Below are 22,647 nucleotides of genomic sequence, written 5' to 3'. Positions count from 1 at the left end.
CTCGGTGGTTAGTCTCGTCTGGTGACCGACACCAAGAAGCTCGAGGCCGGCGACCCGGCGCCCGCGTTCACTCTGCCCGATGCAGACGGTAACGACGTCTCCCTCGCGGACTACGCGGGCAAGAAAGTCATCGTCTACTTCTACCCCGCTGCCAGTACGCCGGGCTGCACCAAGCAGGCCTGCGACTTTCGTGACAGCCTCACCGAACTCAACGGCGAAGGCCTCGAAGTCATCGGCATCTCCCCGGACAAGCCCGCGAAGCTCGCCAAGTTCCGCGACAAGGAAGGCCTGAACTTCCCGCTGCTGTCCGACGAGGAGAAGACGACGCTGAAGGCGTGGGGCGCCTTCGGTGAGAAGAAGAACTACGGCAAGGTCTACGAGGGCGTCATCCGCTCGACGTTCCTGGTCGACGAGGACGGCAAGATCGAAGTTGCTCAGTACAACGTTCGAGCCACCGGCCACGTCGCCAAGCTCCGCCGCGACCTATCGGTCTGACGCACCCAACTTCTGCAGGAACAGAGCCTCGGCCCCCGCGAGATTTTCGATCTCCCGGGGGTCGACGCTTTCGTTCGGCGCGTGGATTCTCGCCAGCGGCTCCTCCACTCCCATCAGAATGATCTCGGCCTTCGGGAACGTTTCTGCGAGAACGTTGCACAGCGGAATGGATCCGCCCTGGCCCGCTGCCGCCACCGGCTTACCGAACGCCTCCGCCAATGCATCGCTCAGCGCTGCATATCCCGGACCGTCGGTCCTCGCCTCGAACGGCGATCCCACTGCCTCGGGTTCGACGGTGATCCGCGCGTTCCAGGGCACGTGAGCCTTCAGATGAGCGGTCAGTGCATCCTGCGCCTGCTGCGCATCGATTCCGGGCGGCACACGCAGATTCAGGCGCGCAGACGCCGTCGGCGAAATTGCTGCTGCCGACCCGACAACCGGCGGGCAATCGATTCCCAACACCGTGAGCGCCGGCCGAGCCCACACCGCGTCGGCGACCGACGACGAACCGGCCAGCTCGACACCGTCGAGCACCCCGGCGTCAGCGCGGAACCGATCTGCTTCGTAGGCGATGCCGTCCCACGTCTGGTCCGTCGTCAACCCGTCGACCACGGTGTTGCCGTGCGCGTCACGCAACGTGGACAGCAGTTGAACGAGGGCGGCCAAGGCGTCGGGCGCCGGTCCCCCGTACATCCCGGAATGTACTTCGCCCTCGAGCGTGTCGATACGCACGACGACGTTCGCGATCCCGCGGAGTGTCGTCGTCACCGTCGGTTGTCCGACGGCGGCGTTGCCGGTGTCCGCCACGACGATGATGTCCGACGCGAACAGCTCGGGCCGTTCGAGGACCAGATGCTCCAATCCCCCGGTCCCCATCTCCTCGGAACCCTCGGAGACGACGGTGATCCCGACGCCCAGTTCGTCGCCCAACGCCCGTAGCGCAAGCAGATGCATCACGACGTTGCCCTTGCAGTCCGCCGCACCGCGGCCGTACCAGCGGCCGTCACGCTCGGTCAGCTCGAAAGGCGCACTGGACCAGAGCTTGTCGTCACCGGGAGGCTGAACGTCGTAGTGCGAGTACAGCAGAACGGTCGGCGCACCTTCGGGAGCAGCGCGGTGCCCGACGACCGCCAGCGAGCCGTCGACGGTCTCGATCAGCTCCGCGGTCTCGAGCCCGGCGTCGACGAACGCGTCGCGCACCCACTCCGCCGCTCCGACGCATTCTTCGCGAGGAAACTGGCGCTCGTCGGCGACCGACCGAAACTTGACCAGCTCCGCGAGTTCGCGCCACGCGCGCGGCATGTCCGCAGCGATCCGTGCTCGTACATCCGACATCAGGACTCCTGACAGCTCGACCGATTCTCTCCGGTCATTCTGTCACCGCGGCCCGACACGTCAGTTGCCGGTGATCTCCTGCTGCAGCCACTCTGCGGTGTGCGCCCAGTGGCGATCCCATGCTTCCTGCTCGAGCTGCTCCTGAGACTTGCCGGGCTCGGGAACGATCGTCGGAACAGCGAACTCCGGCGGCGCGACCGTCGTCTTCGGCACCACGGCCGCTGCGGGCGGAATCGCCGCTGCGGGAATCGGAGTGAGCGCCTCGGCGGGCACGGCTGCGCCCGTCGTCGGATCGATCGTCCACTGCTGAGTCGTCAGATCCACCACGATCGGTTGTTGCGTAACCGGATCGATGACAACCGGGGCCGGAGCCGGCACCGCAGGCGGCGCAGGCGGCGTCACCTCGACGGACTGCGTTGCGCCGACCAAGCTGGTGTCGAGACCGTCGACCTCGGGAACCGTCGCAGGACTCGCCTCATTGGCGACAGGCGCGTTCGCGGGCAGCGTCGACGCCAGCGCGACCCCACCGGACAGCACTCCGGCCAGAAGAGCGGCCGTCAGCACGAACTTCTTTCGCGGAATGGACCCCGTCGACGAGGACGCGGGTTCGATCCGCCGCACCGCGACGTTCGGAGCAACAGCCGACAGCAGCGGAGCCGGGGCAACGGTGGATCGAACGGCGACGCGCTCGGCCTGAACGGCGATATCGGCGGGTGCCTCAGCGACGTGCTCAGGCGTCTCCGACGCCTCGGAGTCGAGTGCGAGCGAGGCTTCGGGCTCCACGAGCACCGGGAGCACCTCGTCGGCGTCCCCCGCGACAGCGAGGCTCGCGCCACACGCGGCGATCTGATCCGAGTCGCCGACGTGCACCACCGGGACTCCGAGGCCCAGACTCAGGATGTCGACGAGATCCTTGTTCTCGGACCGATCACCGAACAGTGCGACGGCGTCGGGCTTGCGGCCCGCCTCGTCGAGCACCTCCCATGCCAGCGGGACAGTGCTGCCGATGCGCTCGGGCGTCAGAGAATCGAGGGTTGCAGTCTTCGGCGTGGACAGGCTGGCATCGGCGGCATCGGCCAGCGAGATCGACACACCCTTCGCACCGAGGTAGTAGAGGAGCACGCACTGGGCGGCGTCGAACTCCGAGGACCGTGCAAGCCAGCCGAGAAGTGCGGTCGACGCCGACACGAGCTGGATTCCGTCGAGGTCGTTCTCATCGATCGCACGGCGGAACCCGTCACGTTCGTCGGCGGATCCGTAGACCAACCCCACGGCATCGACGTCGATCTGCCGTCGTGCGGCGACAGCCTTCATCGCCTCCACTGCGGTGGGCAGCGAGGTCGATGCACCGCCCTTCAGCGAGGTCACCTGGCTCGCCACTACCGCGTCCGCTTCGATATCGAAGAGGACAGCATTCATCGCACCTGACTCGACTGAAAGACCAATGGTCGCCACGTATGTTCTCCTGTGCCTTTGGGTGAGGCTCCCGACATGAGCGCCCCGATACGCGATCGGCGACGCACACCCTGCACGAAAACGTAACTACTGGTGTGAACCATACCCAACGATTGTTTTCTTGACCAGAAAACAACCTATTACCTGTCACAAGCCGATTACAAGGGGGAATGTTGCGATTGACAACCAGATCGCCGTCCAACGGTGTCCTTCGATACCTGTTACCGCGCGTTGTGGAGTTCAGGCACGTCAGGCCGCTAGCCTGGGTGGGTGGAGTCCTCTGCTAGCGCCCAAACCGCGAGACGTCTCGACGCTGCGCTCGAATCGAACGCACAGACGCAGGAGCTGATGCCACGTCGTCGCCCCACGCAGGAACGCAGTCAACGCAAGTTCGACGCCCTGCTGGCCGCATCAAGGGATCTCCTCAGCGACGTCGGATTCGAGTCCTTCACCTGCGAGGAAGTAGCGGCCCGGGCCGAACTGCCCATCGGCACGCTCTACCAGTTCTTCGCCAACAAGTACGTCATCGTCTGCGAGCTGAACCGGCAGGACCTCGTCGGAGTACAGCAGGAGCTCGCAGAGTTCAACGGCGAAGTTCCCTCCCTCGACTGGCTCCGATTCCTCAACAAATTCGTCGACCACATGGCAGGCATGTGGATGTCGGACCCGTCGCGCCGTGAAGTCTGGCTGGCCATGCAGTCGACACCGTCGACCCGCGCCACCGGCGTCATCCACGAACGCGAATTCGCCGACCAGGTCGCCAAGATGCTCGGACCACTGACCCCGCGCACTCCCCGAGCCAAACGCAACCTCATGGCCCAGGTTCTGGTGCACGTCGTCTATTCGATGCTCAACTTCTCCGTCCAGGACGGCCAGAGCCACGAGGACGCCGTCGCCGAACTCAAACAAATCATGACGGCCTACCTCCTCGTCGCCGAGAAACAATCCCGTCGCTCCGGCGCAGCCGCCGTCGACTGACCCCCTGTTTTCGGGACCGAACGTGACGTTCGGTCACTTGGAGTGACCGAACGGTTCATTCGGTCACCATGAAGGGGGCCCAGACGCCGAAACGCCGGCCCATCGGAGATGGACCGGCGTCGGGCTGAACTACTGACTCATTCCTCCAGAATTGCCACGGCGGCGGCGATGTCGCCGTCGTGGGTCAGGGAGAGGTGGATCTTCACCGTCGGCAGGAATTCGAGAGCCATGCCGTGCAGTTTGATCGAAGGTCGACCCCAGGCGTCGTTGACGACCTCGATCAAGGGGTACGGGTTGTCTCCGATCTGCGGAGGCCGAGCGAAGCGCGAGGTTGCCCAGGCCTTCAGCACGGCTTCCTTGGCGGCCCACCGTGCTGCGTAGTGGCGGGCCGGGTCGGAACTCTTCGTCGCCGCGTGCCGACGCTCACCCGCGGTGAAGCTGTCGCGGATCATCGTCGTGCCTGCCTTCTCCATCTGCTCGGCGAAGTCGGACACGGTCACCAGGTCGAAACCTACTCCCAGGATTGCCATGTCTACTTGCACCCCGGCAGACCCGAGCGGTAGACGTCGTCGTCGCCGAGACGTGCGTCGTCGGTGAGCAGGACGTCGGCTTCGAGCTCGCGGGACTGGGCCGACGGTGTTCCGTCGTGCCCGAGCCTGCGGTCGTCGGGACGCTCGTACAGTGCGTCGCCTCCGACCATCGCGGAGATGAGCCTGCGCTGACCGGCGATACGACGCTCGTTGGATCGAGCGACGTACTCGTCGCGGCGCTCGGCCGGAACGGCCTCGATGAACGCCTGCGGGTGAACCACTGCGATCAGCCCGGACACGTGTCCGAAGCCGAGCGAGGTCAGCAGTCCGGCCTTCAGCGGCACCGAGTCACCGAAGCGAAGCGGTTCACGTGCCCAGACGAGGTGTTCGAACTTCGTCATCTTGTCGTCGACGCAGTCGAGGCTGCGGTTCGGCGGGATGACACCGTTCGCCAGGACCTGGCACAGACCGATCAGCTGGAACGCTGCGGCTCCACCCTTCGAGTGTCCGGTGAGGCTCTTCTGCGACACGACGAACAGCGGCGCTCCGTCGCTGCGGCCGATGGCCTTGGCGAGGCGGGTGTGCAGCTCCGCCTCGTTCGGGTCGTTGGCCGCCGTCGAGGTGTCGTGCTTGGAGATCACGGCGACCTCGTCGGCAGTGACGCCGAGTGCGTTCAGAGACAACGCGAACGTCGAATCCTTGCCGCCGCGACCGGCACTGAGCGCACCGAGTCCCGGAGCCGGGATGGAGGTGTGCACACCGTCGCCGAACGACTGTGCGTACGCGACCACACCGAGGACAGGCAAGCCCATCTCGAGCGCCAGGTCACCGCGGGCCAGCAGGATGGTTCCGCCGCCCTGCGACTCGACGAATCCGCCGCGCCTGCGGTCGTTGGCCCGCGAGAACCGTCGATCGCTGATTCCCTTGGCCGACATCGCTGCCGAGTCCGCGGTGGCCGACATGTCGCCGAAGCCGATGATGCCTTCGGTGCTCAGGTCGTCGAAGCCGCCGGCCACGACGAGCTGCGCCTTGCCCAGCTTGATCTTGTCGACGCCTTCCTCGACGGAGACCGCCGCGGTGGCGCAGGCTGCGACGGGGTGAACCATCGCACCGTAGCTACCGACGTACGACTGAACCACGTGCGCCGCAACGACGTTCGGCAGTGCTTCCTGCAGGATGTCGTTCGCACGAGCGTCGCCGAGCAGCGTGTCGATGTACAGCGAGCGCATCGACTCCATGCCGCCCATACCGGTGCCCTGGGTGTTGGCGACCAGCGTCGGGTGGGTCCACCGCATCAGTTCCGACGGGTTGAAGCCCGAGGAGATGAACGCGTCGACCGTGCAGACGATGTTCCACAGGGCGACTCGATCGATCGAGCTGGCCATGTCGGCGGAGATTCCCCACTTGGTGGGATCGAATCCGGTCGGAATCTGTCCACCCACGGTGCGGGTGAGCTTCATCTTCCGCGGTACGCGAATCTCGGTGCCGGCCTTGCGCGTCACCTGCCAGTCGCTCGAGTCGGCGACGGGCGTGATCAGCGTGTGCTCCGGATCGGCAGCGGCGAACGACCGTGCGTCGAGCTCGGTTCCGACGACGAACGTGAGGTCGTTGTCGAGGAAGATCGACGTCATCAGCGGTGCGGTGTTACCGACCATCGCGCCGTCGTCACCGTAGGTACGGATACCGCACTTCTCGACGACGGTGTCGTGGTACTTGTCGGCGATGTCCTCCTCGGGGACGAAATCTCCGGACTCGATGTCGTACCAGCCGGGCTTGGGGTCGTTCTCCCAGGCGATGAGGCCGGTGTTCCACGCGAGTTCGAGAACTCCTGCCGCGGACAGCTGCTCGTCGACCTCCATCTCGAAGCGGGTGCGGGCCGAGCCGTACGGTCCGAGCTCGCCTGCACCGACGATGACGACCAGGTCCTTCGGGTCGACGTCGAGCGCGGGCCATGCCGGAGCAGTCGTCGCGGCGAGACGCGGCGGTGCGGGCAGTGCGGCGATGACCGAACTGTCGGCGTCCTCCGTGACCTTGTCCGACGCAGCGGCTGCCGCCTCACGAGCGAGCTCGACGAGGTTGAGCTTGGTGTTGGCCAACCCACCGGTGAGGTCCGCGAGCAGCGGAGCCTCCGCGGCCCGACGACGTGCCGACGGCTCGCTGAGCTTCAGCAGCTCGGTGGCCATCTCGTCGGTCGACCAGGTACGGACGCCTTCGGCCTCGACGGCTTCGACGATCGGGTCGTTTCCGCCCATGAGGCCGGTTCCACGAACCCACCCGATATGAGCGTGGGCGATGGACACGCGCTCGGCCCAGTTCTTCTCCGAACCCCACTTCGCCGCGATGGCGTCGAGTGCGGCCTTCGACTCGCCGTACGCGCCGTCGCCACCGAACATTCCGCGGTTCGGGGAACCGGGCAGCACGACGTGCAGGTGAGTGTCGATGTCGCTGTCGTAGCCGATCTTCGACAGTCCACCGATGAGACGTTCGACCGACCACAGGAGCACACGCATCTCCATCTCGGCGCGGCCACCGGCGTCGGTGAGTTCCCCGACGACGCGTGGTGCGGCGAACGGGAACAGCAGCGTCGGCGTGATGCCTGCCTTGACCAGTGTCTTCGCTCCACCGGCGTTGTCGACCTGATCGCTGCCGATCCACTCGATGAGCGCGTCGACGTCGGTGTACGACGCGATGTTCGCGGGCACGACCCACAGCGTCGCTCCGGCGCGAGCATTGTCGCGGTAGAGGGCGCGGTAGAAGCCGAGGCGCTCGTCGTCCAGACGTGAGGTGGTGACGAAGACCGTCGCTCCCCCGCCGAGCAGCTTGGCTGCAACGGACGCCGCGATAGATCCCTTGCTGCCTCCGGTGATCACGGCGACCTCGTCGGACCAGACGCCCTTCTCCTCGGAGTCGAGCGCGATCGTCGCGATGCGGCCGTAGGTCTCGGCGAGAACAGCCTTCGCTTCGTTCTCCGCCTTGGCCTTCCACCACTGTGCCTGTGCAGCAACGGCTTTTCCTGCGCCGGCGAAGGACTCCACGGCAAGCTCGCCTGCAGTACCGAGCCACAGACGGGCCAAGTCCTCACGGGCGGTTGCCCAACGGTCGTCGATCAGCACCGCTCGGCGAGCGTCGAATGCCGGGGCGACGAGTCGCGGCCAGTCCGAACCGAGCTCTGCGGCAACCAGATCCACCAGAGCGGCGTCCGGGTTCTCCTCCGCGAGCGCGTTCGGTGCATCGGCGAGACCGAGCTGTTCGAGTACGAGGCGGGCTGCCGAGGCAAGCACACCGCCGCGTCCGGTGATGTGCTCGGTGAACTCGCCCAGTGCTGCTGCGTCGACGGTTCCGCCGCCTCCGCCGCCTGCGGCAGGCAGTGACACCGCGACACCGCGACGTGCCGCCACCGAAGCGACTGCGGCGTCGATGACCGCGTCGACGGCACCGCCGTCGGCGAGAGGTCCGTCGGCGAGTCCGCCCAGCGCACCGCCGCGAACCGAAGCGCCGTCACGGGTGCCGAGGGCGACCTCGGCGGTGACGTGGTTGGCCCAACCGTCGCCCAGTTCCCAGGTCTTCTTGACGCGGTCCGCGATGGACGCAGGGCGTCGTCCCGAGGGACCGAAGACCTTGCGCAGGTGGTCGTTGATCGAGTCGCTCAGCACGGGGCCGAACGGCTTGTAGGTTCGGGCCAGCTTGTTGACGGTGCCGGAGAGCGCACCCATGTCGGCATCGGCGGCACCGTCGATGGCACCGAGCGACAGCTCCGAACCGAGGTCGACCAGCAGCTGGTTACGACGCGAGGAGACGCCGTCGCACAGTGCCTCGATGGTGTCGGCGGGGCCGATCTGATCGAGCTGCAGCTTGGTCCACAGACCGATGAGGATCTTGGTGGCATCCGCTGCACTGAACCCGATGTCGTCGGGACGCGGGCCACCGGACGGCGCCGCAGCGGGTGCGGCGGCAGGAGCTGCGGCTGCCGCAGTCGGAGCAGCAGGCGCAGCCGTCTCGGCAGGTGCCTCCTCTTCCTCCACCGGAGCGGGGTCGGTGTCCGTGCCGTAGACGATTGCAGCTTCGCGCTCGACATTGAGGACCTCGACGGGGAATCCGAAGCGGCCCGGCAACTTCAGCGTCTGCGACGCGAGGTTGGCGACGGTCGGTGTTGCGCTGAGCCCGATCTCGACGAAACGCTCGACGCCCAGTCCGCCGTCGGCCTCGTCGGCGAACAGCAGATCCTGCGTCTCGATCCAGCGAACGGGGCTGGCGAACTGCCACGCGAGCAGCTCGGTCAGCACGACGCGGCACAGATCGTGCGAACGCTCGGCCCAGGAATCGAAGTCCGCGAGGACGTCGTTCAACGGCTCGGACGGTACGAGGTCCGCGATCTCCTGGATGAACGAGCGTTCGAGGCTGAACGGCCTCGGCACCAGGTTCGGCACGTAGCGGCCGATCAGGATCTCCGGGTCGAGATCCTCGGGCAGCAACGCCTGCAGGCGGTTACGGAAGTCGTCGACTCCCCCGCGCAGAACCGTCGAGTGGAACGGCACGTCGATGCCGGGAACCATGATGTAGGCGGCCTTGCCACCGAATTCCTCACGGCGCACGGCGATCTTCTTCTCCAGCGCGTTCAATCCGTCGACCGTGCCGGCGATCGCGTACTGCGAGCCGCGCAGGTTGAGGTTGACGATCTGGAGGAATTCGCCTGTCTCCTCGGCCACACCGGCCACGAACGCCTGAACGTCGTCGTCGGCCAGACCGATCTGCGACGGACGGATGGCGGCCATGCGGTAGTTGCTTCGTCCCGCCGCATCGCGGGGAACGAGTGCATGCATGGCGGAGCCGCGCTGGAAGACGACCTCGAGGACGGCTTCGAGCGGGAGAACGCCGGCGACGGCGGCGAGTGCGTTGTACTCACCGACCGAGTGCCCGGCGAGGATCGAGTTCTCCACGAACACACCGGCTTCACGAAGTTCGGCAACCTGTGCGACACCGAGGACCGCCATGGCGACCTGGGTGAACTGCGTCAGGTGCAGGACACCGTCGGGGTGCTTGTGCGTGACGCCGCGGGCCTTGAGAGACGTCGGGTTGTCCCGCACCACAGCGAGAATCGAGAATCCGAGTGCCTGACGGGTGTGCTTGTCGGCACGCTCCCAGACCTCACGTGCGGCCTTGGACCGAGCGCGAGCGTCGAGACCCATGCCCTGACGCTGGATGCCCTGGCCGGGGAACGCGTAGACCGTCTTCGGTGCTGCCGTACGAGCGGTCGCGACCATGACGAGTTCACCGTCGACGCGGCAACCCACCTCGATGAGCTCGGCGCCCTGGTCGAATCCGGTGCGGTCGACGCGCACGTCGATCTCGGCGCCGGGGCGCACCATTCCGAGGAACCGTGCAGTCCATGCAGTCAAGCGACGCGGCGGGGTCTTGGTGTCCGCGTAGTCGATCGCGGTGACAGCTTGCTGGGCGGCAGCGGAGAGCCACATGCCGTGCACGATCGGGCTGCCGAGGCCGGCGAGAAGTGCCGCCGGGTCGGAGGTGTGAATCGGATTGTGATCGCCCGAAACCTGAGCGAACGCAGCCATGTTGCGCGGTGCGACGATAGTGGCCTGACGACGACGGCGACGCGGAGTGTCCTTGGCGTCGGCCGAGACCGAACCGCCGGCACGGGCCGGGTCGGACAGCTCGCCCTTGCCGGTGCGCCCGCGAATCGCGAAGCGCTCCACCAGAGTCGCGACGGCCGGTGCTTCGGTGCCTTCACCGAGTGCAGCGCCGATCTCGACGGTGACCTCGACGACGCGGCCGAGGTCGGTGTCGAGCACCTCTCCGGCTTCGGCCTTGACGACGAGGATCGACGGGTCGGTGGGGAGCGTTCCGACGAGATCGACCGAGTGGTCGAGGTGGACCAGGTCGAGCATTCCCTCGATCACGTCTATTCCAGACGCGGTGCGCGTGGCACCGAGAACGGCGAAGACAGCAGGCCAGCATGCGCCGACGAGCACGTCGGGAACAGCCTTGCCGCTGACGGTCAGCGACTCGGGCAGGCCCGAACCGGTGACGCCTGCGTGGTCGGCGACCATGTCGGGGATCCAGGCGAGGCTGATACGCGCGGCACCGCCCTTGACCTTCGGGAGTTCCTGTCCTGCTGCAACTCCGAGAAGCGCGGACATCGCCTTCTGTGCATCCTCGGCGGTGACGACGGGTGCGCCTCCGTCGATGGTCGATGCGGGAACCGTCAGGCGGATCCGAACCTCTTTGCCGGGAGCGAGCGGAACCGTCAGCTCGACGTGCTCCGAATCCACGACGGTGAGGCTCGCGCCGGTCTGAGGATGCGTGGCGACGGACTCGGAATCGACGACCCACTCGGCGACGTCACCGAGACGTGCGACGGGGTTCTGCGTGGTCCGCGACGCCCAGTTGACGTCCGGTGCTGCGAGAACGATGCCGAGAAGGCCGGGGGCGACGTCGGAGTTGCGACGGCTCGACACGGACTCGGCCTCGACACCGTCGGCGAGGAGTTCGTCGGCGGTCGCCTTCTCGAAGCGATCGAGCAGTTCTCCGACGGGCTCGTCGACGCGAGTGATGCCTGCGACGGCGACCGTGCCGGGAATGATGCAGACCTGGTCGGCGGAGTAGCGAGCATCGTGTGCCTGCCACAGCGAGTCACTGCGCCACCAGCGTCGAACGTCACCGTCGACGACGGGAACGAAGTTGACCGGCTTGCCGGGCATCCGGCACAGCGCGGTGAAGAACGTGATGTCGGCGGGGTGCAGTACCACCTCGGACGCGTCCGGGAACTGCGCGACGAGCGAGCGAATCGCGGCTCGCGGGCGTTCGAGGGTGTCGACGTCGGCGAACAGCGTCGGGATGGGGCCGCGATCGACCGGGTGCAGACGAGCTTCGGCGCGCTGCAACATCTCGAGGAAGCGAGTACGCCAGGTGACGTCGAGCCACACCGATTCGCGTGCCTCGGAGACTGCGTCGGTGAACTCACCGCCGCAGTCGAACTCCTTGTGGACGTCCGCACCGACAGCCAAGTCCAGGTAACGGGTCAGCCACTGCAGGTACGTCATGTCCTCGACGTCACCGAAGTACGGCTTCGCGGTGCCGTCGAGTGCGGCGATGATCTCGTCGCGACGCTTCGCAACGGCGTCGGCGTCTCCGGCGACGTCGTCGAGCAGACGGCCGCAGCGCGAGGCCGCGTTGTCGATCTCGTGGATGTCCGCACCGAGCTGGCTTCGGCCCGAGGCCATTCCGCCGCCGGCGGTACCTGCACCGACCCAGTCGGGAGTGCCGGGGGTGTCGGCGAGAAGCTGCTTGACGTCGGCCGACGTCGTGGCTTCGAGTGTTGCCATCGCGGCGGTTCCGACGAGGATGCCGTCGAGCGGCATCTTGGGGTATCCAGCTGCGAGCGACCAACGGCCGGTGAGGTATTCGGCTGCCTTCTCGGGGGTGCCGATGCCGCCGCCGACGCAGATGACGAGGTTCGGCCGTGCGCGGAGCTCGGCGTAGGTGGAGAGGAGAAGATCGTCGAGGTCTTCCCACGAGTGGTGGCCACCTGCGCGGCCGCCCTCGATGTGGGCGATGACCGGGAACGTCGGAACTTCACTGGCGATGCGGATGACCGCGCGGATCTGCGCGACGGTTCCCGGCTTGAACGCAACGTAACTGAAGCCGGCCTCGACCAGATCCTCGATGATCGTGACGGCTTCGTCGAGCTCCGGAATACCTGCGGTGACGACGACACCGTCGAACGCGGCGCCTGCTGCACGTGCACGCGGGACGAGACGCTTGCCGCCCACGTGGAGCTTCCACAGGTACGGATCGAGGAACATCGAGTTGAACTGCACGGCGCGGCCCGGTTCGAGCAGCCCACCGAGCCTGTCGACGTGATCGGCGAAGATCTGTTCGGTGACCTGACCGCCGCCGGCGAGCTCGGCCCAGTGACCTGCGTTGGCGGCAGCGGCGACGATCGCGGGATCCACCGTCGTCGGCGTCATGCCGGCGAGCAGCATCGGCGAGCGACCGGTGAGCTTGGTGAACGAGGTCTCGACGACGACGCGACCGTTCGGCAGCGTGATCGGCTTCGGCGCGAACTCGGACCAGGACGGCTGCACCTCGGGTGCTGCGCCCGGAGTCAACAGGTTGCGATGCCCACCGCGAGTGGAGGCGGCGATGATCCCGACGCCCTGGCCGCGCAGAGCGGGCACGGTCATACGGGTGAGGATGTCGCTCGGTCCGAGGTCCAGGATCCAGTCGGCACCGGCGGCGATGACGCTGTCGATTTCCGCGACCCAGTCGACGGGATCGACGAGGATCCGCTGGGCCAGGCTGCGTGCCACGTCGACGTCCAGGCCGGCGCGAGCCGCCCACGACGCGACGAGATCGACTGCATCGGCCAGTGCGGGGTGATGGAACCCGACCTCGACCGACAGGAGTTCGAAGACCGGCGAGAACACAGCGCCGCCGCGCTTCTTCGCGTCGCGCTCACGCTCTTCCTGCGCGCCGATCTGCTCGGCGCGTTCCTGAACGCGCGCGAGCTGCGCGGGAGGACCTGCCAGCACGACGCGTCGGCGGCCGTTGCGGATGGCCAGCACTGCCGAACGCTCGGGTGCACCGTCGACGGCGAGTTCGTCGACGATCGCCTGAAGACGCTCGGGTTCGACATTGGACACGGACACCATCGGTGCACGGTCGGCAGCGCCGAGGATGCCGCGACGACGTCCGACGAGGCCTGCTGCGGCGCCGATGAGCTGCGCGACGGCCAGAAGCCGTGCATCCTCGCGGCCGGCGGACTTGACCGACTCCGCGGCGATGAGGCCCTGCGAGTGACCGACGACGGCCACCGGTGCAGCGTCCTCCGGGTCCAGTCCCTGCAGCTTCAGTGCACGGAGCGCAGCGACCTGCGTGAGAAAGACACCGGGCAGGGACACCGCGGCGGACGTGAGCGCGGCCTCGGACGGACCGAAGGAGCCTGCGCTCGAGGGGTCGTCGGCGAGGTCCTGCTCCAACATCCAGCCGATCGGGTCGAAACCGACCGAACGCACGACGAGGAGGTCGTCGGCGACCGGCGCCAGGATGGCCGCTGCTTCGTTGACCAGATCGGTCAGCTCGGGCTCGAGCGCCGAGTCACGAGCGAGTTCCTCGAGGGAACTGAGCCACGGCGATCCCTGACCGCCGAACGCGAGAGCGTAAGGCTCACCGGCCGCAAAACGGTCTGCGAGGGTACGAGAACCGCCACCGCTCTGGGGAGATCTGCCCTTGCCCTGTCCGTGTGATGGTGTGCTCTCGTTGATCGTCAAGTGCTCTGATTCCTCTCGTGAGCAACTCCGGGGGGGGCCAGGGCTGCTTCGTCGTTGGCATTCGTCGTCGGTGCCGTAGAAGCGGAATCGAGGAGCGCATCCGTCGTTGGCTTTCGACGTGGCTCTATCCGCGTGAGAACAAGGTTGACACAAAATCATGAGGAAATCCTCACGTTTCGTATGACGTCCTACTGCTACCCGCCAGTAAGCAGCTGAACTGCAGTTTTCGTACCGATCGTCCAACTCGCCAGTAACAAACATCGGTGCAGGCAGCGCGCCGATGCACACCGAGAAAACATGAGGAAATCCTCATGTCAATCGTTATCATTCCGTTATGTGAGCCTGACCACACCACGCGCTGCACCCGAAACTGTCGGAGCAGCCCTGTACCTTCCCCGCCACGCAACCAACAGGGGGGTTCATGTATTCACCAGTTACACATATCCATTCACACGGCACCGACGACGACCGTGTCGCGCGGGAAGCACTCGGCGAACAGCAGGACGAGGTCGCTGCCCTCGTCGCCGCCATCGACACGACGTTGTCTCGGGACGCGTCGCCCTATTGGTTCCCGGGCTGGGAGGGTGAAATCGAGGCCGCCTTGCTCGACGCCGTGTTCGCAGCCCGGGCGAGCTACGGCGGACAGACCAGCGGCGTACGTCGCGTCATCGCTCGGTGGCGTGCGCACCGAGGCGACGGCCCGCTCGACGATCTCTCTTTCCTTGCATCGTTCGTCGACGACACCGGCGATCTTGACGACGTGCTGGGCAACCGCCAGCGTGTTGCCGGAAACTCCACCACCAAAGCGGAGGCAGCCGCGAAGGCCGCCGCAACTCTGATCGGGATCGGTGTCACCGGTTCGAAGGACCTCGCCAATGCGGACGCCGACCGCCACCGATATTCGGCCCAGGCCGAGGCGTTCACGTCGGTCACCGGCATCGGTTTCAAGACCTGGCGGAGCCTGGTGTACCTCGTCGGCATTCGAGACTCCGAGGACTCGCTGCTCGTGCAGTTCGTGTCGAATGCCATCGGCGAACAGGTCGACGAATGCGGAATGCTCGAGTTGACGAGGCACGCCGCCGAGGAACTCGGCACGGATTCACAGACACTCCGTCACGCCCTGTGGCGTGAGCTCCGCCGCGCTTCGTCGACGAAAAAGGCTGCCGTCTAACCCTTTTCGATCAACACGGCCACACCGTCGAGAATTCGCTCGACACCGAACCGGTACTCGTGGACGGGATCGCTCGCAGCCTCGTGATGCATCGCTGCGGCGGTCCCGACCCGCGACGACACCGTGTACCGGGACGGATCCATCACCGATTCCAGAACCGGAGCAGTCGCAGACCACCACTGCTCGTCCGTCATGCCGGAGTCCTCGCGCACTCGATCGACCTGAGCGAGCGCCCGTGCGCTACCCGCAACATGATTGAGCACCAACGTCAGCACCGAGTCCATCTGTACGTCCGTGAGACCGATCCCATCGAGGACCCGAAGTTCGGCCTCGTACTTGTCACTGACGTTGGGACCCAACACAGCCCGGCCACCCTGAGCATCGAGAACCCACCGATGCCGGCGGATCAGGTGCCAGTTCTGCTCGGCGACGAACCGCAACCCGGCGCGCCAGTCACCCGACGACGCCGGCTCGTCGAGAGCCGAGTACAGGCCCTTCTGCACGTGGTCGATCATCAAGTCCACCAGATCTTCTCGACCGGGAACATGGGTGTACAGCGACATCGTCCCGACACCGAGCCGATCCGCGATCCGCCGCATCGACACCGCGTCGAGGCTCTCGGAATCGGCAATCGAGACCGCTGCGTCGACGATCGAGTCGATCGTCAGACCTGTCCTGCTCTTCTTCGCGCCCACTCGCCACAACAATCCGAGCGTGCGCGCAGGATCGAAACCCGTCTCGTTCTTTCCGGCCACCCGTCGAACAGTACGCTGTACGCTCTGGTTTCCCGGACCTCGATCGCATGAGTGCGCCATCGGAGCGCCCAGACGGCATGAATGGAGCTTTCATGCGCTTGCGGATACTCCAACCACCGCGTTGTAGACTTGCCGAGCACTCGCGCGAGTGGCGGAATTGGCAGACGCGCTGGATTTAGGTTCCAGTGTCTCAGGACGTGGGGGTTCAAGTCCCCCCTCGCGCACCACCATCTCCCGTCGATCGGCAGATCCCTAACTACCTCGAGTAGTAGAGCCTCGGGTAACGTCGTGGTGTGGCAAAATCTCGCTCTCACCATCGACCGGCGCTCATTGCGCTGGTTCTCGTGTCAGCGGTCGCATGCCTGGCCCTCGGATGGTGGCAGTGGGAACGGTTCGAATCCGTCGGTGGCGACGGCCAGAATCTCGGCTACGCGTTCCAATGGCCCCTGTTCGCAGCGTTCGTGATCTACGCCTATCGCAGGTTCGTCCAGCTCGAAGGCGATGCCGAGGCCGCGGAGGACGAAGACCAGGTAGCTCCCACCGAGGACGTCGTTCGCGAGATACCCGCGGACCTGCTCCCTCAACGCCCCACCTACACCGAGGACGACATCGACGACGTCGAGGCTCGGCAACTTCTCGAATACAACACCTATCTCGCCGAGCTCGACCGCTCCCGCGAGTGAAGACAGGAGCACGACGACCGTGAGCCAAGCAGCACCGAAGCCCGTTACCGCCGACAAGAAGAAGATCGCGTCGGCTCTGCTGCGCTACCGCGTCCTGGCGTACATCACCGGTATCTGGCTGCTCGTGCTCACCGGCGAGATGGTCGCCAAGTACATCTTCAAGGTCGAGAACGTTCCCAGTTGGATTGCCGTGGTGCACGGCTGGGTGTACCTGATCTACCTGATCCTCACGGTCGACCTGGCCATCAGGGTCCGCTGGCCTGCCGGCCGTACCATCGGCACCCTGCTTGCCGGCACCATTCCGTTCCTGTCGTTCTACGTCGAGCACATCAGGACAAAGCAGGTCAAGACCGATTTCGCCCTCTGACGTTCAACACGTCACGCTCTGCGGATCGACGCCGGCAAGCGCATCGAGCACCACCTGCTGCGCCACCGGATCGTAGGAAATCCCTGTGTGGTCGACCGTGTCGGCTGGGCACAGATCCTGCAGAATCACGTTGCGAGCGCCTTCGCCCTGCAGCAACGACGCCGTATAGGGAACAACCTGGTCGTACCGAGTGACGACAACGGTGTACTCCACCCCGGGCACGGTGTCGCTGGGAACGTTGATCCGCGCGAGGGCGTCGTCGACCGGTGGGCCGAACGCCGGAATTCCCACCTGCCCCGAACCACCCGAGATGTCGTCGTTCCGCGGAGTCGACTCCCGATTCGGCGGGGACAGCGCGACAATCTTCGACGTGCGATCAGCCCCACCGAGGAAACGCACGTAATACCGCGGGACCGTTCCGCCTTTGGAGTGTCCGACGATCGCGACTTTCTGCGCACCGGTGGCGGCCAGGACCTCGTCCACGAACGCGGAGAGCTCCACGGCACTGTGCTCGATCGAGTCGAACCCGCCGACGGGAATGCCCTCTGGCGCACCGTAATTCAGCGCAAACACGCAGTATCCGTCTGCCACGAGGCGCGGAGCGAGCGACGCCCAGTTCGCGAACGAGTTCTCGAGAAAACCGTGCACCAGAACCACCGGTTCCGGATGCGACGACGACGGGACGCACGAGAAGTCGTTGACCTCGGGCAGCGACGCCTCCGGATGAATCGCCGAGAACAGCAACGCCTCGGAGAACGAGTCGGACGGCGCCGCGGATGCAGCGCCACCCGACGAGGCCGCCCATAGCGCAGCAACCGACGTCAGGACAGTCACGACCGTGCGCTTCACGGCCATCAGTGTCCTACGAGCCGAGCTGCTGCAGTGCCGGAATCAACAAAGCCAGAGCCCGCCCGCGATGCGATGCCGCATCCTTCTCCTCCGGACTCAGTTCGGCTGCCGAGCGGCCGTCGCCCTCCGGCACGAACACGGGATCGTAACCGAAACCGTTCTCACCCAGCGGACTTCGTGCGATCACACCACGCCACTCACCCCGGACGACGGACTCGGAACCGCCAGGAACGACGAGAGCGCACGCCGACACGAAGCCCGCTCCCCTGCGTTCGTCGGGAACGTCGGCAAGCTGCGCGAGCAACAACTCGGTGTTGGCGTCGTCCTGACCGTGCACACCCGACCATCGCGCCGACAGAACACCCGGCATCCCGTTCAACGCATCGACTTCGATACCCGAATCGTCCGCGACACAAGGCAATCCCGTTGCCGCAGCACCGTCACGCGCTTTGGCGAGCGCATTCTCCTCGAAGGTTGCGCCCGTCTCGGGTGCCTCCGGAAACTCCGGTACCTCGTCCAGACCGACCAACTCGACTCCCGAGACGCCTGCCGCATCGAGTACCCGACGCAGCTCGCGCAGCTTCTTCGCGTTGCGGCTGGCGACCAGCAGTGTCGACTCAGCCACCGAACTTCTTCTTCGGCGCGTCGGTGGCGGCGGGCTCCGGCAGCTCACCCGGGTACGGTTCGGCGAGCGCAGCCTTCTGTACCTCGAACAACTTCTCGATGCCGTCCAACGCCGAATCCAGCAGCTTGTCCAGCGTCGAACGAGGGAACGTTGCACCCTCGCCCGTCCCCTGAATCTCCACCAACGTGCCCGTATCGGTGGCGACGACGTTCATGTCGACCTCGGCGCGCGAATCCTCCTCGTACGGCAGATCGAGCCGAACCCGGCCGTCGACTACGCCGACGCTGACCGCTGCGATCGCACACGAAATGGGCTGCGGATCAGCCAGACGCCCCGCAGCACGCAAGTACGTGACCGCATCCGACAACGCGACGAACGCGCCCGTGATCGCCGCGGTTCTCGTGCCACCGTCCGCCTGAAGCACATCGCAATCCAGAGCGATGGTGTTCTCGCCGATCGCGGCAAGATCGATGCACGCGCGCAACGACCGACCGACCAGCCGAGAAATTTCCTGGGTCCGACCGCCGACCTTGCCCTTCACGGACTCACGGCCACTGCGAGTGTGCGTCGCAGCCGGAAGCATCGCGTACTCCGCCGTCAACCACCCGAGCCCGGAGCCCTTGCGCCAGCGCGGAACACCTTCCTCGACACTGGCCGTGCACATCACCCGCGTGTTACCGAACTCCACCAGCACCGAACCCGCGGGATTGCTCGTGAACCCCCGCGTGATCTTGATGGTCCGAAGCTCGTCGTCAGCTCTTCCGTCTTCTCGTCTCGACACACAGCCAGACTAGTTGGGTCATTCCGCAGGCTCCACTCCCGGCTCAGCTGGGTCATTCCGCAGGCTCCACTCCCGGCTCAGCTGGGTCATTCCGCAGGCTCCACTCCCGGCTTGGCTGATCAGCCTGAAAAGCGCGTCAGACGGTGAACACATCTCCCGGTGAGACGGCATGCACGGGCCCACTGAATTCGGCTTTCGCCTCGGCGATCACGTCTTCGCGGGATGTCCAAGGTGGGATGTGGGTCAACAGCAGTTCGCCGACGCCTGCGTCGCGGGCGAGTTGACCTGCCTCGGTTCCCGAAAGGTGAACTCCGACCGGGCGGTCCGGGCTGTGCGTCCACGACGCTTCCGACAGCAGCACATCCGCGCCCTGAGCGATGTCGCGCACTGCCTGACACATTCCGGTGTCTCCGGTGTAGGCGAAGATCTTGCCCGCGCCGGTGGTGATGCGCATTCCGTAGGACTCCGGCGGGTGGTAGACCAGCCGGGTCGTCACCGACAGTTGTCCGTGACGAATGGTGCGCCCGTCGGCCCAGCGGCGGAGGTCGAGAGTGTCGGACATGTCGTCGATCTGTCCCCCACATTCGGCGGAGGCGACACCCAGGCGGAACGCTGTGTCCTTGGGCCCGTAGACGACGGCGCGCCCCTCGGGCGGGTTGGGGTGGTAGCGCCTCCACACCAACAAGCCAGGTACGTCGAGGCAATGGTCCGCGTGCAGGTGGGACAGAAACACGCTGACGTCGCCCGGGTCTGCGTACCGCTGCAGTGCGCCGAGTACGCCGGGGCCGAAGTCCAGGACGACGGGCGACGTGTCCGGTTCATCGAGGAGGTAACCCGACGCGGGGGAATCGGGTCCGGACACACTGCCCGAACATCCCAGCACGGTAATACGCATGATTGTCATGCTGCCACGTCGGCGCCCGTGGCAGAAACGCATCGGCGGTTTTCACTGACGAGACCGGAAAGGTCGTCGGTCACAGTTACCGAGCTTCACTGTCGGGAAGAGCCGACCGACCTCTGCTTGCGGGCGTTGCGGGCGTCCGCGGACAGAAGCCACGCAGCGACGACTCCGCCGACGGCCCCGAACAGATGACCCTGCCAGGACACACCGGGAGTGCTGGGCAGAACGCCCCACAGAGCGCTGCCGTACAGGACGAACACGACGACGCCGATGGCGAGCTGACCCAGGTTCCGGGTGAAGAACCCACGAACGAGCAGGTAGGCCAAGAAGCCGAAGACCAGGCTGGATGCACCGATGTGATTGGAGTTGCTGCCCCCGATCAACCATGTCCCGACGCCGGCGATCACCCAGATCACGCCTGTCGCCGCCAGTCCCCTGCCGATTCCGGACAGCAGGACGAGGAAGCCGAGCACCGCGATCGGAACCGTGTTGGCGATCAGATGCGCCCAGTCGTCGTGCAGCACAGGCGCGAACAGAATCCCCCACAGACCGTCGCCGGTGCGCGGGTTGATCCCGGCGGTCTCCACACGACTGCCCGACAGAACGTCGACTACTTCCACCACCCACAGCAACAGTACGAATCCACCGGTGTACATGGCCGCCGACTGCCACAACGGGCGCTTCGGGGCCGGAGCCGGCAGGTACGGGTTCGTGCTCATCGCTGGCGCCTTTCGCGGGAGGTATGTCGCTTTTTCGAGCGTACCGCCGGTCAGGACTCGAATGCCGACGGAAAGATCTGACGGTAGGTCGGAATGCCCGCCACCGACGTGGCGTCGAGCAGCGCACGCACGATCGCCCGCTCGACGACCTCGGCCGCCACCGAGGACACCGCGTCGAGCACCGGCAGATCCCGGTTGAACGCCGTGGGCAGCGACGATTCGGTGACGACGGATCGTGTGCCCGTGGACAGCGCGAAGATCGTGTCGCCGTCGAGAGGCGAGTGGGCAGGGCGAATCGCCCTCGCCAAACCGTCGTGACCTGCGACAGCAATTCGCTTGCACGAGCCGGCGGACAGTTCGACGTCGGTCGCTACGACACCGATGGTGGTGTTCAACGCCGTCCCCTTCGGCGCAAGCGCATTCGCGTTCCACAGCTCGTGCACGTCGGGTTTGCGCATACGGAAGGCCTGCGGCCCCAGCGAGCCGACGCCCCACGGCAGACCGGTGCGCGGGTCGAACACGGATCCGACCGGGTTGGTGACGATCAACGCGGCGACCGTGACTCCGTCGGCAGGCCCTCCTTCGATGACGGTGCTGGCCGTCCCGACGCCGCCCTTGAGCACTCCGGCCCGCGCTCCGACGCCTGCGCCGACAGACCCCGTCTCGAAGTCGGTCGCCGCTGCTGCGGCCGCTCGGTACCCGAAATCGGCGGTGGGCCTGGTCGACCACTCACCGACGGGCAGATCGAAGATGACGGCGGCAGGAACGATGGGCACCACCTGATCGGGGGTGCCCATCGAGATACCGTGGCCGTGTTCTTCCAGCCATCGCATGACTCCGTCCGCTGCGGCGAGGCCGTAGGCACTGCCACCGGTCAGGAGCACCGAATTGACTTGTTGGACGGAGTGACTCGGGTCCAGGAGGTCCGTCTCCCTGGTCCCTGGCCCGCCGCCGCGGACGTCGACCGCTGCGACGGCACCACCGAGGGTTCGGACGACGGTGCAGCCGGTGGCCGCGCCCGTTCCGAGGGTGGCGTCGGGATCGAGTTCGTGATGATGACCGACGAGCAGTCCCGAAACATCGGTCAGAGAGTCACGAGGACCGGGGGAACCAGGCACGCCGAGCGCTCCTACGGGGTGAGGACCTGCACCAGGGAATCCTGCATCCAGGTCAACCAGTGGTAGACGTCGAGGTGTGGAGCTCGTGGATCGCCCTCGTCGAGAACCTCCGGGGTGTCCGCGTCGATACCCAGTGTGGTTCCGAGCGCCAACCTTACGTCGTTGAGGCCCATCAACCACGCATCCGCTTGCTCCGGCGTCAGAAGGATCTTTCCGCCCGACGCGGGGAGAGTGTCGAGAATGACGGTGCTCGAGCGCAGTTTCTCGTCGATGATCTCCGGCTCGTGCAGTCCACGCAGAGCACTGTTGAGATTGGTCGAACCGGACGGGTCGGTGTCGTCCCGATGGAAGTCCGGGAGCAGCCGAGCCAGCGCCGCATCCTCCGGCGGGGTGCTGTGTCCGGTCCGCAACCCGGTCAGGGCAGCAAGTTCGTCGGTCGGCGCAGCGGCCGCACGATCACCCAGCAGCCCGACGACCGATCCCACGAGCGACCGCAGAACCGTCGCCTCCCGCGGGTCCATCTCGGAGCGAATCTTGACACCGGAGAGTGTGTTCTTCCTGCTCCACGTACGCACTTGGTCAGAGGTCCTTGTCGTAG

General features: G+C 66.0%; 17 protein-coding genes and 1 tRNA gene. 6 read left to right on the top strand and 12 right to left on the bottom strand.

Annotation, left to right across the window (positions count from 1 at the left end; translation table 11 throughout):
• The first annotated feature begins 21 nt into the window (after window positions 1-21).
• A complete protein-coding gene (gene bcp / locus CH289_RS18905) occupies window positions 22-495 on the top strand; it encodes a thioredoxin-dependent thiol peroxidase (protein ID WP_020113320.1) in 474 nt (157 codons plus the stop codon).
• On the opposite strand, the gene CH289_RS18900 is transcribed toward bcp, so the two are convergent.
• On the bottom strand, window positions 484-1,830 hold the full coding sequence (locus CH289_RS18900) for a dipeptidase (protein ID WP_020113321.1): 1,347 nt from the start codon (window positions 1,828-1,830) through the stop codon (window positions 484-486). The genes bcp and CH289_RS18900 overlap by 12 nt on opposite strands.
• A 60-nt stretch (window positions 1,831-1,890) precedes the next feature.
• The gene (locus CH289_RS18895; RefSeq protein ID WP_020113322.1) at window positions 1,891-3,249 is read right to left on the bottom strand and encodes a hypothetical protein; all 1,359 of its coding nucleotides are present in this window, start codon (window positions 3,247-3,249) and stop codon (window positions 1,891-1,893) included.
• Between the two features lie 384 nt (window positions 3,250-3,633).
• On the opposite strand from CH289_RS18895, the gene CH289_RS18890 reads away from it, so the two are divergent.
• A complete protein-coding gene (locus CH289_RS18890) occupies window positions 3,634-4,263 on the top strand; it encodes a TetR/AcrR family transcriptional regulator (protein ID WP_019664956.1) in 630 nt (209 codons plus the stop codon).
• Between the two features lie 137 nt (window positions 4,264-4,400).
• Here CH289_RS18890 and acpS read toward each other — a convergent pair whose 3' ends face one another.
• A complete protein-coding gene (gene acpS / locus CH289_RS18885; RefSeq protein ID WP_019664957.1) occupies window positions 4,401-4,793 on the bottom strand; it encodes a holo-ACP synthase AcpS in 393 nt (130 codons plus the stop codon).
• 2 nt (window positions 4,794-4,795) lie between these two features.
• Complete coding sequence (locus CH289_RS18880) at window positions 4,796-14,080, bottom strand: type I polyketide synthase (RefSeq protein WP_020113323.1); 9,285 nt, start codon at window positions 14,078-14,080, stop codon at window positions 4,796-4,798.
• A 421-nt stretch (window positions 14,081-14,501) separates the two neighbouring features.
• Between CH289_RS18880 and CH289_RS18875 the strand changes: the two genes are divergently transcribed.
• Window positions 14,502-15,251, top strand: coding sequence for a hypothetical protein (locus CH289_RS18875; RefSeq protein WP_020113324.1), 750 nt, complete (start codon window positions 14,502-14,504; stop codon window positions 15,249-15,251).
• On the opposite strand, the gene CH289_RS18870 is transcribed toward CH289_RS18875, so the two are convergent.
• Window positions 15,248-16,006 carry a TetR/AcrR family transcriptional regulator gene (locus CH289_RS18870; protein WP_020113325.1) on the bottom strand — a complete coding sequence of 253 codons (759 nt, stop codon included), beginning with the start codon at window positions 16,004-16,006 and terminating at the stop codon, window positions 15,248-15,250. The two genes, CH289_RS18875 and CH289_RS18870, sit on opposite strands and share 4 nt — an antisense overlap.
• Before the next feature lie 142 nt (window positions 16,007-16,148).
• Between CH289_RS18870 and CH289_RS18865 the strand changes: the two genes are divergently transcribed.
• The 3 genes from CH289_RS18865 to CH289_RS18855 all read left to right on the top strand — a co-directional run bounded on the left by CH289_RS18865 (window position 16,149) and on the right by CH289_RS18855 (window position 17,056).
• Window positions 16,149-16,233, top strand: a tRNA-Leu gene (locus tag CH289_RS18865).
• A 66-nt stretch (window positions 16,234-16,299) separates the two neighbouring features.
• On the top strand, window positions 16,300-16,689 hold the full coding sequence (locus CH289_RS18860; protein ID WP_026347763.1) for a hypothetical protein: 390 nt from the start codon (window positions 16,300-16,302) through the stop codon (window positions 16,687-16,689).
• Window positions 16,690-16,708: 19 nt separating this feature from the next.
• Complete coding sequence (locus CH289_RS18855) at window positions 16,709-17,056, top strand: DUF3817 domain-containing protein (protein WP_019664962.1); 348 nt, start codon at window positions 16,709-16,711, stop codon at window positions 17,054-17,056.
• A gap of 3 nt (window positions 17,057-17,059) precedes the next feature.
• On the opposite strand, the gene CH289_RS18850 is transcribed toward CH289_RS18855, so the two are convergent.
• The 7 genes from CH289_RS18850 to aosR form a co-directional block, all read right to left on the bottom strand.
• Window positions 17,060-17,911, bottom strand: a complete 852-nt coding sequence (locus CH289_RS18850) for an esterase/lipase family protein (RefSeq protein WP_094728375.1) — start codon at window positions 17,909-17,911, stop codon at window positions 17,060-17,062.
• Window positions 17,912-17,918: 7 nt separating this feature from the next.
• On the bottom strand, window positions 17,919-18,530 hold the full coding sequence (rdgB, locus tag CH289_RS18845) for an RdgB/HAM1 family non-canonical purine NTP pyrophosphatase (protein WP_019664964.1): 612 nt from the start codon (window positions 18,528-18,530) through the stop codon (window positions 17,919-17,921).
• Entirely contained in the window at window positions 18,523-19,311 is a 789-nt protein-coding gene (gene rph, locus CH289_RS18840; protein ID WP_020113327.1) for a ribonuclease PH, read from the bottom strand. The genes rdgB and rph overlap by 8 nt, the downstream gene beginning before the upstream one ends.
• Before the next feature lie 136 nt (window positions 19,312-19,447).
• Window positions 19,448-20,206: a cyclic nucleotide-degrading phosphodiesterase gene (locus CH289_RS18835; RefSeq protein ID WP_027499095.1), complete on the bottom strand. Its 759-nt coding sequence runs from the start codon at window positions 20,204-20,206 to the stop codon at window positions 19,448-19,450.
• A gap of 95 nt (window positions 20,207-20,301) precedes the next feature.
• A complete protein-coding gene (locus CH289_RS18830) occupies window positions 20,302-20,931 on the bottom strand; it encodes a rhomboid family intramembrane serine protease (RefSeq protein ID WP_020113329.1) in 630 nt (209 codons plus the stop codon).
• Window positions 20,932-20,981: 50 nt separating this feature from the next.
• The gene (locus CH289_RS18825; protein WP_019664968.1) at window positions 20,982-22,049 is read right to left on the bottom strand and encodes a P1 family peptidase; all 1,068 of its coding nucleotides are present in this window, start codon (window positions 22,047-22,049) and stop codon (window positions 20,982-20,984) included.
• 11 nt (window positions 22,050-22,060) lie between these two features.
• Window positions 22,061-22,624, bottom strand: a complete 564-nt coding sequence (aosR, locus tag CH289_RS18820; RefSeq protein WP_020113330.1) for an oxidative stress transcriptional regulator AosR — start codon at window positions 22,622-22,624, stop codon at window positions 22,061-22,063.
• Window positions 22,625-22,647 lie beyond the last annotated feature (23 nt).

Origin of the sequence: Rhodococcus sp. RS1C4, from assembly GCF_002258225.1 — a bacterium.
Taxonomy (GTDB): domain Bacteria; phylum Actinomycetota; class Actinomycetes; order Mycobacteriales; family Mycobacteriaceae; genus Rhodococcoides; species Rhodococcoides fascians_E.
The sequence above is the reverse complement of the archived record's forward strand: the minus strand, read 5'-3'. Positions and strand labels throughout refer to the sequence as shown.

Excerpts from the sequence above, each read along its gene's own strand:
- CH289_RS18830 (WP_020113329.1), bottom strand. The coding sequence starts at position 20,931 with ATGAGCACGAACCCGTACCTGCCGGCTCCGGCCCCGAAGCGCCCGTTG.
- CH289_RS18900 (WP_020113321.1), bottom strand. The coding sequence starts at position 1,830 with ATGTCGGATGTACGAGCACGGATCGCTGCGGACATGCCGCGCGCGTGG.
- CH289_RS18890 (WP_019664956.1), top strand. The coding sequence starts at position 3,634 with ATGCCACGTCGTCGCCCCACGCAGGAACGCAGTCAACGCAAGTTCGAC.
- CH289_RS18850 (WP_094728375.1), bottom strand. The coding sequence starts at position 17,911 with ATGGCCGTGAAGCGCACGGTCGTGACTGTCCTGACGTCGGTTGCTGCG.
- CH289_RS18835 (WP_027499095.1), bottom strand. The coding sequence starts at position 20,206 with ATGCGTATTACCGTGCTGGGATGTTCGGGCAGTGTGTCCGGACCCGAT.
- acpS (WP_019664957.1), bottom strand. The coding sequence starts at position 4,793 with ATGGCAATCCTGGGAGTAGGTTTCGACCTGGTGACCGTGTCCGACTTC.
- CH289_RS18895 (WP_020113322.1), bottom strand. The coding sequence starts at position 3,249 with ATGAATGCTGTCCTCTTCGATATCGAAGCGGACGCGGTAGTGGCGAGC.
- CH289_RS18875 (WP_020113324.1), top strand. The coding sequence starts at position 14,502 with ATGTATTCACCAGTTACACATATCCATTCACACGGCACCGACGACGAC.